This window comes from Sinorhizobium sp. CCBAU 05631, assembly GCF_002288505.1.
Classification (GTDB): Bacteria; Pseudomonadota; Alphaproteobacteria; order Rhizobiales; family Rhizobiaceae; genus Sinorhizobium; species Sinorhizobium fredii_C.
On sequence record NZ_CP023063.1, the window covers coordinates 973,099 to 986,042 of the forward strand.

A 12,944-nucleotide genomic window follows, 5' to 3' on the forward strand; every position below is an offset into this window, starting at 1 on the left:
GCCTCTTAAATCGGGTTCGATTTCAAGTAGAATTGGTCGAGAACCCAAGATGTTAAAGGAGCCGCGGCGAGTCTGAGGACGCAGCCGATGCTGTGGACGGCGTGGATGTTTTTCTGGATTGCGTTCTTTCTTGCCGTTCTCCTGGTTCTTGTCGCCGCCGCGACATTATATGTCTACGGCGTGTTCGGGCGCCGTCCGCAGGCCCCCAGGTCCTTCGCCCTGCCTGTCGGCGGCAAGCCGACCCGGATCGATGCAAGCGTTGCTTCGCTTCTTTCCGCCAGTCCCGGCGAGTGCGCCGTTGCGCTGATCTCGGACAACATCGAGGCCTTCGTCGCGCGTGCCCATTCCGCCCGCGCCGCTGGCCGCAGTCTCGACCTGCAATATTACTACTGGAAGGACGAGCTGACAGGTTTTCTCCTCACCCGCGAGATCATCAAGGCGGCCGACCGGGGCGTGAGGGTGCGGCTGCTGCTCGACGACATCAATGCCGGCATCCACGACCGGCTCTGCATAGCGCTCGACGCGCATCCGAATATCGACGTGCGCCTGTTCAATCCCAGCCGGGCGCGCACCGATCGGTTCCGCCGCGGCTTTGAAATGGCGGTGCGCGCCTTGAGCGCGACGCGGCGCATGCACAATAAATTGTGGATTGCCGATGGCCGGGTAGCGATTGCCGGGGGACGCAATATCGGCGACGCCTATTTCGATGCGGCCGAACTGTCGAACTTCCGCGACCTGGATGTCTGGCTCACGGGACCGGTCGCCGATCAGGCCACGGCGATGTTCGACCAATACTGGAACAGCGCATCCGTGTTGCCGATCGCAGCACTCCGGACGCCGCGCAAGCACTACCTGCCGGCGCTCTGCGAAACACTCGATACGCTGGCGCGCACCGCGGCGGCACGCTTCTATCTGGAAAGAGTGAGTGACGCCGACGCCGGAGCGGATCTCTACTGGGGCGGCCGCAGGCTTCACCGGAGCGACGGCGTCCGCCTCGCCTTCGACCCGCCCGAAAAGGCCCTGCTGCAGAAGCGGCAGAACTGGCTGCTGCGCGAGCTTTTTCCGCTGATCAACGACGCCGAGCGCGACCTGCGCATCATGTCGCCATATTTCATTCCAGGGGCTGAGGGAACGCGCCAGCTGACGGCGCTCGCGAAGAAAGGCGTGCGCGTGGCCGTGCTGACGAACTCGCTTGCCGCAACGGACGTCGCAGCCGTCCACGGCGGCTATATGAAGTATCGCAAGGGCCTGCTTGAGGGGGGCATCGAGCTCTATGAACTCAAGGAATACGGCGAGGTGATCGACCGCCATCGCATGTCGCTGTTCGGCGCCCGCAATGCTAGCCTGCACACGAAGGCCTTCGTCGTCGATGGCAGGTTCGGCTATGTGGGATCGATGAATTTCGATCCGCGTTCCGCTTCCCTCAACACCGAGATGGGAGTGATCTTCTCCGACGCGGCGCTCGCCGACGAGCTCCAGTCCATCTTCGACGAGGAGACGCTGCCGGAGAGGAGTTATCGGCTGGCACTCGAAGGCGGAAGGCTCGTCTGGCGCGACCGGGCGAACGGAGCGATCCGGCTGCTCGCGCGCGAGCCCGACGCCGGCGCCCACCGTCGCCTGATTGCCGGAGCGATCCGTTTCCTGCCGCTCGAATCCCAACTCTGACAGCCGGGGCATCAGCTTTACGGATCGTTTACCCCGACGCCGCGAATGCCTGTGAGCAAGGCTGAAATGGCGGTGCCATCGGGTGGCGGACCTGGAAAAGTGTTCTATCGGCAGGACGACGGGGTCAATGAAAAACGTTGGTTCCAAGCGCTGCGACCATTAAGCTTATCGAATGTTCGCGACTTGAAGTGAAGGGCATTGACACTCTATGTAAGGACTGAGGCTTATCCGATGATTCCCGGTCCGCGAAGGGATTGCGGGCCCGACTATGAAGGTTCGATATGAGAAATCCAGTTGATACGGCCATGGCTCTTGTGCCGATGGTTGTTGAGCAGACCAACCGCGGCGAACGGTCCTACGACATCTATTCGCGGCTGCTCAAGGAGCGCATTATCTTCCTTACGGGCCCGGTCGAAGACCACATGGCGACGCTCGTCTGCGCGCAATTGCTCTTCCTGGAAGCGGAAAATCCGAAGAAGGAAATCGCCCTCTACATCAACTCGCCGGGCGGCGTCGTCACGGCCGGCATGGCGATCTACGACACCATGCAGTTCATCAAGCCGGCGGTCTCGACGCTTTGCATAGGCCAGGCAGCGTCGATGGGCTCGCTGCTGCTGGCGGCCGGCCACAAGGACATGCGCTTTGCGACGCCCAATGCGCGCATCATGGTGCATCAGCCCTCCGGCGGGTTCCAGGGCCAAGCTTCCGACATCGAACGGCATGCCAGAGACATCCTCAAGATGAAGCGCCGCTTGAACGAGGTCTATGTCAAGCATTGCGGCCGCACCTATGAGGAAGTCGAGCAGACGCTCGATCGCGATCATTTCATGAGTGCCGACGAGGCGCTCGATTGGGGCCTGATCGATAAGGTGATCACCTCGCGCGAAGCCGCGGAGGGCGGCGAACAGGGTTGAAGCCAGGCGCGTCTGCCGCCGCAGACGCGAATGTGACACAATTGTAACGGCTGAGGGCTTTATCGGAAGGGCAAAGCCGTTAATATGAACCGTTAATGCTGTGCCGGTGTTTAGGGTATAGCATTCGGATTTCGACGGGAGAGTCGTTGCAACCGAAATCAGGCATTGCCCTGAGGCGGTGAGTACTCCCAGGAACCCTGCGCGGCGCTGCTTGCTGTGCGCAAGGCGAATTGACTGGTCCGTGATATCTTTCCGAAGGTGTCCGGCGTGCTGGAAGGAAGTGAAAATGAGCAAGGTCAGCGGTAGCAACGGCGGTGACTCGAAGAATACCCTCTATTGTTCGTTTTGCGGCAAGAGCCAGCACGAAGTGCGCAAGCTGATTGCCGGGCCCACGGTATTCATCTGCGATGAGTGCGTGGAACTCTGCATGGACATCATCCGAGAAGAGAACAAGACCTCGATGGTTAAGTCCCGCGACGGCGTTCCCACGCCGCAGGAAATCATCAAGGTTCTCGACGAATATGTCATCGGGCAACAGCAGGCGAAGCGCATTCTGTCGGTCGCCGTGCACAACCACTACAAGCGCCTTGCCCATGCGGCAAAGAGCAGCGACGTGGAACTGGCCAAGTCGAATATCATGCTCGTCGGCCCGACCGGCTGCGGCAAGACCTATCTGGCCCAGACGCTCGCCCGTATCATCGACGTCCCCTTCACCATGGCCGACGCCACGACGTTGACGGAAGCGGGTTATGTCGGCGAAGACGTCGAAAACATCATCCTGAAGCTGCTCCAGGCCGCCGACTACAATGTCGAGCGCGCCCAGCGCGGCATCGTCTACATCGACGAGGTCGACAAGATTTCGCGCAAGTCAGACAACCCGTCGATCACCCGCGATGTTTCGGGCGAGGGCGTCCAGCAAGCGCTTCTGAAGATCATGGAAGGTACCGTCGCCTCCGTTCCGCCGCAGGGCGGCCGCAAGCATCCGCAGCAGGAATTCCTGCAGGTGGATACGACGAACATCCTGTTCATCTGCGGCGGCGCTTTCGCCGGCCTCGACAAGATCATCTCCGCCCGCGGCGAGAAGACCTCGATCGGCTTCGGCGCCACGGTTCGTGCACCGGAAGATCGCCGGGTCGGCGAAGTGCTGCGCGATCTCGAGCCGGAAGACCTAGTCAAGTTCGGCCTCATTCCGGAATTCATCGGCCGTCTTCCGGTTCTCGCCACGCTCGAGGATTTGGACGAGGATGCCCTGATCCAGATCCTCTCGGAGCCGAAGAACGCGCTCGTCAAGCAGTACCAGCGGCTGTTCGAGATGGAAGACGTCGAATTGACCTTCCACGAGGACGCGCTGCGCGAAATCGCCCGAAGGGCCATCGTCCGCAAGACGGGCGCGCGCGGGCTGCGCTCGATCATGGAAAAGATCCTGCTCGACACCATGTTCGAACTGCCGACGCTTGAGGGCGTTCGCGAAGTGGTGATCTCGGACGAAGTGGTCAAGGGAACGGCACGACCGCTCTATATCTACTCGGATCGCACCGAGGAGAAGACCAACGTCTCGGCTTGATTACCTACAGCGCCGCGCGTCTTTACGCGCAAAGGCCGCTGTAGCACGTTGAAGCGCTGCATGTCTGTGTCCTTAAATCGAGGACGATTTAAGGACACATGCAGTAGCACTCCACGGTGCAGGGAGAGCCCGCCTAGTGCGGGCTTTTTTGTGCGCGCCGGCAGGTTTTTGCTGCTCGCGAAGATGTGAAGCCGCCGGCCCGGCCATTTCTCATCCGCGGCGTTCATGAGGACGGATCGAGCCCTTCGCAATTTCGCCCCAAAATGATTGGGGTCAATCGAATAGAATATTGCGAAACCTCCGCAACAACGCGATGATACGACGATTCAATGAACGCGTTTGGGTGCCGGAGTCGGGGGGCCACGTAAGGCCGGCATCAGCCTCTCAGCGTAGAAAACAAGAATTGTCCACGGAGGCGGAGATTGCGCCCGGCCTTGAAATGGCCCCTGTTGCACTCCACTTTCGTGAAGGAAATTTGACAGCCGGGAGTGCCGCTGAGGCTCCCGGGAACGGGCCCGAAATCGGGACGGAAAGGAAAAGACATGACGAACAAAACGTCTCCGGCCGAAAGCGCGACCTATCCGGTTCTGCCGTTGCGCGACATTGTGGTCTTCCCGCATATGATCGTGCCGCTATTCGTCGGCCGCGAGAAGTCCATCCGGGCGCTTGAAGAGGTCATGGGCACCGACAAGCAGATCATGCTGGCGACCCAGATCAATGCGACGGATGACGATCCGGAACCCTCCGCGATCTACCGCGTCGGAACGATCGCCAACGTGCTGCAGCTCCTGAAGCTCCCCGATGGCACCGTCAAGGTTCTCGTCGAGGGGCGTGCACGGGCGGAGATCGACCGCTACACCTCCCGCGACGACTTCTACGAAGCGGTCGCCCATGTGTTGCGCGAGCCGGAAGAGGACCCGGTCGAGATCGAGGCGCTGAGCCGCTCGGTCGTGTCCGAATTCGAGAGCTACGTGAAGCTGAACAAGAAGATTTCGCCGGAAGTCGTCGGCGTCGCCAGCCAGATCGACGACTATTCCAAGCTCGCCGACACGGTTGCCTCGCACCTGTCGATCAAGATCGTCGAGAAGCAGGAAATGCTCGAGACGACCAGCGTGAAGATGCGCCTTGAAAAGGCGCTCGGCTTCATGGAAGGCGAGATCTCGGTTCTGCAGGTGGAAAAGCGCATCCGTTCGCGCGTCAAGCGCCAGATGGAGAAGACACAGCGCGAGTACTACCTCAACGAACAGATGAAGGCGATCCAGAAGGAGCTCGGCGACAGCGAAGACGGCCGCGACGAGATGGCCGAAATCGAGGAGCGTATCGCTAAGACGAAGCTCTCCAAGGAAGCGCGCGAAAAGGCCGATGCGGAGCTGAAGAAGCTGCGCCAGATGAGCCCGATGTCGGCCGAAGCGACCGTCGTGCGCAATTATCTGGATTGGCTCCTGGGCCTGCCCTGGGGCAAGAAGTCGAAGATCAAGACGGACCTCAACCACGCCGAAAAGGTGCTGGACGCCGATCACTTCGGTCTCGACAAGGTCAAGGAGCGTATCGTCGAATATCTCGCCGTGCAGACCCGTTCCGCGAAGATCAAGGGCCCGATCCTGTGCCTCGTCGGCCCTCCGGGCGTCGGCAAGACCTCGCTCGCCAAGTCTATCGCCAAGGCGACCGGCCGCGAATATATCCGCATGGCGCTCGGCGGCGTGCGTGACGAGGCCGAGATCCGTGGCCACCGCCGCACCTATATCGGCTCCATGCCCGGCAAGGTCGTGCAGTCGATGAAGAAGGCCAAGCGGTCCAATCCGCTGTTCCTGCTCGACGAGATCGACAAGATGGGCCAGGACTTCCGCGGCGATCCGTCCTCGGCGCTTCTCGAAGTGCTCGATCCGGAACAGAACTCGACCTTCATGGATCACTATCTCGAGGTCGAGTACGACCTCTCGAACGTGATGTTCATCACCACGGCGAACACGCTGAACATTCCGGCGCCGCTGATGGACCGCATGGAAGTGATCCGCATCGCCGGCTACACGGAAGAGGAAAAGCTGGAAATCGCCAAGCGGCACCTGCTGCCGAAGGCGATTCGCGATCATGCGCTGCAGCCGAACGAGTTCTCCGTGACCGACGGCGCGCTTATGGCGGTGATCCAGACCTACACGCGCGAGGCGGGCGTTCGCAACTTCGAGCGTGAGCTGATGAAGCTTGCGCGCAAGGCCGTGACCGAGATCCTAAAGGGCAAGACCAAGAAGGTCGAAGTGACGGCCGAGAACGTCCCCGACTATCTCGGCGTGCCGCGCTTCCGCCATGGCGAAGCCGAACGCGACGACCAGGTAGGCGTTGTCACGGGTCTTGCCTGGACCGAGGTGGGCGGTGAATTGCTGACGATCGAAGGCGTGATGATGCCGGGCAAGGGCCGCATGACGGTCACCGGCAACCTGCGCGACGTCATGAAGGAATCGATTTCCGCGGCGGCCTCCTATGTCCGATCGCGTGCGATCGATTTCGGCATTGAGCCGCCGCTCTTCGACAAGCGCGACATCCACGTGCACGTGCCGGAAGGTGCAACGCCGAAGGATGGCCCGTCGGCGGGCGTCGCCATGGCGACGGCAATCGTTTCGGTGATGACCGGCATTCCGATCTCCAAGGATGTGGCGATGACCGGCGAGATCACCCTGCGCGGCCGTGTCCTACCGATCGGCGGCTTGAAGGAGAAGCTGTTGGCGGCTCTGCGTGGCGGCATCAAGAAGGTGCTGATCCCTGAAGAGAACGCCAAGGATCTTGCGGAGATCCCGGACAATGTGAAGAACAGCCTCGAAATCATCCCGGTTTCGCGGATGGGCGAGGTGCTCGAGCACGCATTGACGCGGCGTCCCGAGCCGATTGAATGGGACCCGGCAAGCCATGCCGGCACCATTTCGCCGGTCGATTCGCAGGACGAGGCGGGCACCTCGATCGCCCACTGAGGACGCGCAAATAGGGCAGGGACTGTGTCCCCGTTGCGCCCTTTGCCCAGAAAAACGGAAAAGACCGGCCATTTGCCGGTCTTTTCTGTTGTAAAAGCACCCTCTAAGCCTTGCATTTCAAGGGATTCGGCGCAATTGGGAATGGCAAGACGTGGCTGTGCGCAAGCGGCCGCGGCTTAAGAAGACAGTCGTTTCGAACCAATATGAAAGGGGTGGAAACATGAACAAAAATGAGCTCGTGTCTGCCGTTGCCGAGAAGGCCGGTCTTTCCAAGGCCGATGCGTCTTCCGCTGTTGATGCAGTGTTTGAGACCATTCAGGGTGAACTGAAGAACGGCGGCGACATTCGTCTCGTCGGCTTCGGCAACTTCTCCGTGACCCGCCGCGAAGCGAGCAAGGGCCGCAACCCGTCGACGGGTGCGGAAGTTGACATCCCGGCACGCAACGTGCCGAAGTTCACGGCCGGTAAGGGCCTGAAGGACGCCGTCAACTAATCGGACGTGTCGAGGTCCGAAAGGGCCTCGAGATGGCCGCGCGGTCCGGGTCGGCGGCGACGCCAAAGAGGCCGCAAGCAAGTTCATGTTCCATCTGCCGCCTTCCTTGCAGGATCGCCGGCAGGTTGATTGGGGCCCGGTCGATCCGGGCCTCTTTTCATTTAACCTCCGCTGTCATCGGGCTGTTACAGGACGGTTGCACAAGCCTCCCATCCGGAGGTGGACGAATTGCGACTCCGGACGCGAACGCGGTGTCGGAAGGCCTGATCTCCGGGCGCGCGCCGCGACAGGAGGGATAAATGAGGGCTTTTTCCATCACAGCCGCCTTGGCGGCGGCACTCGCCGCATCGACGGCGCCGGCCGCTCAGGCCGAACAGGTCTTTAACCGCATTGCATCCTTTGCGGTCGCCGGCAACTTGCCCGAAGGCGCCGACCAAAAGGCACCGACCTCGGCGGAAATCATTGCCGCCAGCGAGGACGGCAACACGCTCATCTATACGGACAGCCCCGGCAAGCGTATCGGCTTCATCGATATCACCGACGCCCGCGCGCCGAAGGCCGGCGGCATCGTTTCCTTCGAGGGCGAGCCGACGTCGGTCGCTGTCGCCGGCCCGAAGGCGCTGGTCGCCGTCAACACCCGTGAAAGTTTCACCAAGACCTCCGGCCTGCTTGCCGTCGTCGATGTCGCGACGAAAAAGATCGACGCCACCTGCGATCTCGGTGGCCAGCCGGATTCCGTCACCGTCAACAAGGACCGGACGCTGGCGGCGATCGCCATCGAGAACGAGCGCGACGAGGACGTCAACGACGGTGAGATCCCGCAGCTGCCGGCCGGCGATCTCGTGATCCTGTCGCTGAAGGACGGCGTTGCCGATTGCGCGACGATCAAGCATGTGACGCTCACCGGCCTTGCCGAAGTCGCCGGCGACGATCCGGAGCCGGAATTCGTCGCGTTCAACGGCCAGGCCGAGATTGCGCTGACGCTGCAGGAAAACAATCACATCGTCATCATCGACGGCAAATCAGCGGCCGTGAGGGCGCATTTTTCCGCCGGTACGGCGGACCTCAAGAATGTTGACGCGAAGCGTGACGGCGCCATTTCGTTTGCGAGCGATCTGACCGGCGTCAAGCGCGAGCCGGATGCCGTGAAGTGGCTCGACGACAACCGTCTGGTCGTCGCCAATGAGGGCGACTACGAAGGCGGCTCGCGCGGCTTCACGATCTTCGACGTCACCGGCAAGGTGCTGTTCGAGTCCGGTGCAAGCCTGGAGCACGCCATCGCTGCCGTCGGCCACTACCCGGAAAAGCGCTCTTCGGCGAAGGGCATCGAGCCGGAAGGCATGGAAACGGCGCAGTACGGCGACGACAAGCTGTTCTTCGTGCTTTCCGAGCGCGCCTCGATCGTCGGCGTCTACAAGGACACCGGTGCCGAGCCGCAACTGCTGCAGCTGCTGCCGTCCGGGATTTCGCCCGAGGGCGCGGTCGCCATTCCCGGCCGCAATCTGTTCGCCACCGCCAACGAGGTCGATCTCGTCGAGGACGGCGGCGCGCGGGCGCATGTGATGATTTACGCGCGCGGCGAGGGGGAGGCCATCTACCCGCAGATTCGCTCCGCCGAGAAGGACGGTCTGCCGATCGGGTTCGGCGCCCTTTCCGGCCTGGCGGCCGTCGGCGACAAGCCGGGCTTCCTACGGGCGGTGAACGACTCCGTTCTTTCGTCGCAGCCGACGATTTTTGCGATCGACGCGACGCAGAAGCCGGCGGTGATCACCGAGGCGCTGCCGATCACCCGCGATGGCGCAGCCGCGCAAAAGCTCGATATCGAAGGCATTGCCAATGATGGCGAAGGCGGCTTCTGGCTGGCGTCGGAAGGCGACTCGGACAAGCTTTACAGCCACGCACTCCTTCACGTGAACAAGAAGGGCGAAATCAAACAGGAGATCGCTCTTCCGGCGGAGCTGCGCGCCAACGAAATCCGCTCCGGCTTCGAAGGAATCACCGCGGTCGGCGAAGGCGACGGCCTCACGCTCTGGATGGCGGTCCAGCGCGAGTGGAAGGACGACGAGAAGGGCTTCGTCAAGCTCGTCTCCTACAAGCCGGCGACGAAAGAGTGGGGCGCAGTGCGCTATCCGCTCGACAAGTCCGAAGCCGGCTGGGTCGGTCTTTCGGAGATCTCCGTCCATGGCGACTATGCCTATCTGATCGAGCGCGACAATCTGATCGGCGAAGCCGCGAAGCTCAAGAAGCTCTATCGTGTGGCGCTCACCGAGCTGAAGCCCGCTGCGCTCGGCGGCGAACTGCCGGCCGTCAAAAAGGAAGAGGTGCGCGACCTCATTCCTGACCTGAAGTCGCTGAACGGCTATGTAGTCGACAAGGTGGAGGGCTTCACGGTCGACGCCGCTGGAAACGGCTATGTCGTTACCGACAATGACGGCGTCGACGACGCGTCCGGCGAGACCCTGTTCTTCTCCATCGGCGCAATCAACGCGATGTAAGCGTCGGGCCAGGAGAAAACGGAAGAGGCCGGGGCATGACGTCCCGGCCTCTTCCTCTGTACCAAGTTCGGTTGTGCCTGCGGGGTTACCGCGCGGCAGCGATGTCTGCCTCTTCCTTCGCTTCCTTGCGCTTGCGGATCTCGTCGGTCTTGTCGACGAGCCTGCTGACGATGTCGTAGAGCTGATCGAGCTGCTCGTCGTCGAGCGCCGAGAAGATTTCCTCGATAAGCTGCTTGCGCGGATGTTCCGCCGCCTGGAGGACGGCACGGCCCGTCTCGGTAATCGAGACGATCTTGGCGCGGCGATCGTCCGGATCGGGCTTGCGCATCACCAGGCGATCGCGCTCCAGCCCGTCGATCGCCTCCGTCACGGTCCTGGGGGCGAAGTTCAACGCGCAGGCGATGTCGGTCGAGCGGCACGGGCCGAGCTTGCTCAGAAAGAACAGGAACTTGCTTCGGGCAAGTGACACACCTTCCTCGGTCATCGACTCGTTCACCAGGCGATGGACGCGATGGTAGAGTTCGAACAGTTTGTCGGAGACTTCGAATGTGTTCTTCATGAAAGCCGTTGCGATATGGTGAGGTGCCATGTCAAATGGCAGTTAGACTATATTTAGTGACGACCGCGGTATTTGTCGACAAAAACCTCCTGATTCTTACGGTCGACGTCCTTTGAAAAGAAACGGCCCCCGAATCCGAGAGCCGTTGATCTTTCCGAGGCGAAGAACTGCTGTCCCTGCTGTTAAGCGGCGTGGCGTGGCCGCGACGCCCAAGCGCTGGCGCGGTCCGCATCGGCGAGAGTGAACCGATCGATCAATTCGCGCAGACGACCCGCCTCCTGTGCCAGGGTCGCGCTGGCCGCATTGGCTTCCTCGACCATCGCGGCGTTCTGCTGCGTCACCTGATCCATCTGATTGACCGCCATGTTGACTTCGGAAAGCCCTGCGGACTGCTCCTGGGCCGAAACGGCGATCGCGTCCATATGTTCGTTGATCGTAACGATAAGGCTCTCGATGGTGCGCAGGGCTTCGCCCGTTTCGCGCACGAGCCGGACGCCGCTTTCGACCTCGTTCGCCGAATTGCGGATCAGTTCCTTGATCTCCTTGGCCGCCTTGGCCGAGCGCTGGGCGAGCTCTCGCACCTCCTGTGCAACGACGGCAAAGCCCTTGCCGGCTTCGCCGGCGCGTGCCGCTTCCACCCCGGCATTGAGAGCCAAAAGGTTGGTCTGGAAGGCGATCTCGTCGATGACACCGATGATGCTCGAGATCTGGCTGGAGGAATGCTCGATTCGCCCCATCGCCTCGACGGCGCCGGAGACGATCGCGCCGGACTTGCGTGCACTCTCGTTCGCCTGGCTCGCCACGGCGCGGGCCTCGTTGGTGCGCTTCGAGGAGTTGGAGACATTGACGGTGATCTGGTCGAGCGCGGCGGCGGTCTCCTCGAGCGATGCCGCCTGTTGTTCGGTCCGTCGCGACAGGTCGTCGGCACTGTGGCTCACCTCACGGGCGCCGCCGTCGATGCTGCTCGAACTCGTCGCGATGGCGGAGAGCGTGTCGGCAAGCTGGGCGACCGCCTGGTTCAGGTCGTGCCGAAGGGGCTCGAAATCGGGCGCAAAAGCCTCGTCGAGCTGGAAGGCGAGGTCGCCGCCGGCCAGCCGCCGCAGTCCGCTTGCAAGCCCGGCCGTCGCTTCTTCGAGACGCCGCTGCGCCGCCGCTTCGGCCTCCTCGGTCACTCTCTGGCGTTCGCTCTCGGATGCGGCGCGCTGGATACGGGCTTCCTCCTCGAGCTTCTGGTTGGTGATTGCAGCCTGCCGAAAAATTTCGACGGCGCGGGCCATTTCACCGATCTCGTCCTTCCGGCCGCCATAGGGGATGCCGCTTGCCGTATCGCCCCCGGCAAGCTTCGCCATCGACGCCGTGATGATCCGGATCGGACGTGCGACGCCGCGTATGGCGTAGGCGACCGCGCCCAGAATGACGAGGGCAGCGAAAGCGATGACCGCGGTTTCGGTGGTCATGGCTTCCTTGTGCGTTGCGGCACTGGCGGCGACGGCGGCGCCGGTGCCGGCAAGATTTGCGGCAAGCACGTCGTCGATCGCCGCATCGACCTTCTTTTCGGCTGCCGCCATCTCGACTTTGAAGACGCTCTGGGCCTTCATGTTCTCGAGGTTGTTGGAATATTTCAGCATGGCATCGGCGTCCGACAGATAGGCCTGGTAGGTCGCATGCACCTTTGCGAGCGCCTCCTTGTCGGCATCCGATGTCGCAAGGACCGCATAGTCTTCCGAAAGCTTGCCGAAGCCTGCGACAGTTTCGCCGATCACCTTTTCCGCCCGTTTCTTCTCGAACGGAGTGAGCGAGATCAGGTGCCGGGCGAAAGCCATCCGGGTGTCCGAAAGCTGAGTCTCCAGCGCCCGGGCCAGCGAGACGCGCGGCAGCCAGCTGGCGGCGAGTTCGTTGTTCCGCTCGTTCAGCATGCGGATGCTGTTCATCGAGGAGAGGGCAAGCGCTGCGACGATGGCGACGACCACTACGAAAAGACCGATCAGCGTATGCGAAATCTTCAGGCGGGACATGGACAACTCCGGAATAGCGTCCGCGAAACTTGGGGTGAACTGTTCCGGCTCTTGATCGTCATGACGGAGCGGATGCAGAAGCAGGAATCATTCCGGTGCTGAAAATGCTCAATGCGTTTCCATCGCGAAAACTACCGAGCAAGGCGTTACAAATCCGCTAATCGGCGAGCCCGGCGGATGCTGAAGCGGCGCTCTCGGACGGCTGCGCGACGTTGCCCACAACTCAGTTGGGCGCCGTCAGCCCGCGTCGTTGACGGCAGGGGCAGGGCCGGCCATGGT

General features: G+C 61.9%; 8 protein-coding genes. 6 read left to right on the plus strand and 2 right to left on the minus strand.

The annotated features are described in order from the left end of the window. The first annotated feature begins 105 nt into the window (after positions 1 to 105). From SS05631_RS04670 to SS05631_RS04695, 6 genes are all read left to right on the plus strand, one after another. A complete protein-coding gene (locus tag SS05631_RS04670) occupies positions 106 to 1,665 on the plus strand; it encodes a phospholipase D family protein (RefSeq protein ID WP_037414121.1) in 1,560 nt (519 codons plus the stop codon). Between the two features lie 281 nt (positions 1,666 to 1,946). Continuing rightward, the gene (gene clpP / locus SS05631_RS04675; RefSeq protein WP_037389081.1) at positions 1,947 to 2,579 is read left to right on the plus strand and encodes an ATP-dependent Clp endopeptidase proteolytic subunit ClpP; all 633 of its coding nucleotides are present in this window, start codon (positions 1,947 to 1,949) and stop codon (positions 2,577 to 2,579) included. A 286-nt stretch (positions 2,580 to 2,865) separates the two neighbouring features. Then, positions 2,866 to 4,143: an ATP-dependent Clp protease ATP-binding subunit ClpX gene (gene clpX, locus SS05631_RS04680; RefSeq protein WP_037414089.1), complete on the plus strand. Its 1,278-nt coding sequence runs from the start codon at positions 2,866 to 2,868 to the stop codon at positions 4,141 to 4,143. 542 nt (positions 4,144 to 4,685) lie between these two features. Beyond that, positions 4,686 to 7,103, plus strand: a complete 2,418-nt coding sequence (gene lon, locus SS05631_RS04685; protein ID WP_037414091.1) for an endopeptidase La — start codon at positions 4,686 to 4,688, stop codon at positions 7,101 to 7,103. A gap of 220 nt (positions 7,104 to 7,323) precedes the next feature. Continuing rightward, positions 7,324 to 7,596, plus strand: a complete 273-nt coding sequence (gene hupB / locus SS05631_RS04690) for a DNA-binding protein HupB (protein ID WP_037389073.1) — start codon at positions 7,324 to 7,326, stop codon at positions 7,594 to 7,596. Positions 7,597 to 7,895: 299 nt separating this feature from the next. Further along, positions 7,896 to 10,091: an esterase-like activity of phytase family protein gene (locus SS05631_RS04695; protein WP_037414093.1), complete on the plus strand. Its 2,196-nt coding sequence runs from the start codon at positions 7,896 to 7,898 to the stop codon at positions 10,089 to 10,091. An 85-nt stretch (positions 10,092 to 10,176) separates the two neighbouring features. On the opposite strand, the gene SS05631_RS04700 is transcribed toward SS05631_RS04695, so the two are convergent. Beyond that, the gene (locus SS05631_RS04700) at positions 10,177 to 10,650 is read right to left on the minus strand and encodes a MarR family transcriptional regulator (protein ID WP_037414095.1); all 474 of its coding nucleotides are present in this window, start codon (positions 10,648 to 10,650) and stop codon (positions 10,177 to 10,179) included. A gap of 182 nt (positions 10,651 to 10,832) precedes the next feature. Further along, the gene (locus SS05631_RS04705; protein WP_037414096.1) at positions 10,833 to 12,665 is read right to left on the minus strand and encodes a methyl-accepting chemotaxis protein; all 1,833 of its coding nucleotides are present in this window, start codon (positions 12,663 to 12,665) and stop codon (positions 10,833 to 10,835) included. Between the last annotated feature and the right edge of the window lie 279 nt (positions 12,666 to 12,944).

What these genes read in the sequence shown, in the direction of transcription:
- SS05631_RS04670 (WP_037414121.1), top strand. Translation starts at nt 106, where the DNA reads ATGTTTTTCTGGATTGCGTTCTTTCTTGCCGTTCTCCTGGTTCTTGTC.
- clpP (WP_037389081.1), top strand. Translation starts at nt 1,947, where the DNA reads ATGAGAAATCCAGTTGATACGGCCATGGCTCTTGTGCCGATGGTTGTT.
- clpX (WP_037414089.1), top strand. Translation starts at nt 2,866, where the DNA reads ATGAGCAAGGTCAGCGGTAGCAACGGCGGTGACTCGAAGAATACCCTC.
- lon (WP_037414091.1), top strand. Translation starts at nt 4,686, where the DNA reads ATGACGAACAAAACGTCTCCGGCCGAAAGCGCGACCTATCCGGTTCTG.
- hupB (WP_037389073.1), top strand. Translation starts at nt 7,324, where the DNA reads ATGAACAAAAATGAGCTCGTGTCTGCCGTTGCCGAGAAGGCCGGTCTT.
- SS05631_RS04695 (WP_037414093.1), top strand. Translation starts at nt 7,896, where the DNA reads ATGAGGGCTTTTTCCATCACAGCCGCCTTGGCGGCGGCACTCGCCGCA.
- SS05631_RS04700 (WP_037414095.1), bottom strand. Translation starts at nt 10,650, where the DNA reads ATGAAGAACACATTCGAAGTCTCCGACAAACTGTTCGAACTCTACCAT.
- SS05631_RS04705 (WP_037414096.1), bottom strand. Translation starts at nt 12,665, where the DNA reads ATGTCCCGCCTGAAGATTTCGCATACGCTGATCGGTCTTTTCGTAGTG.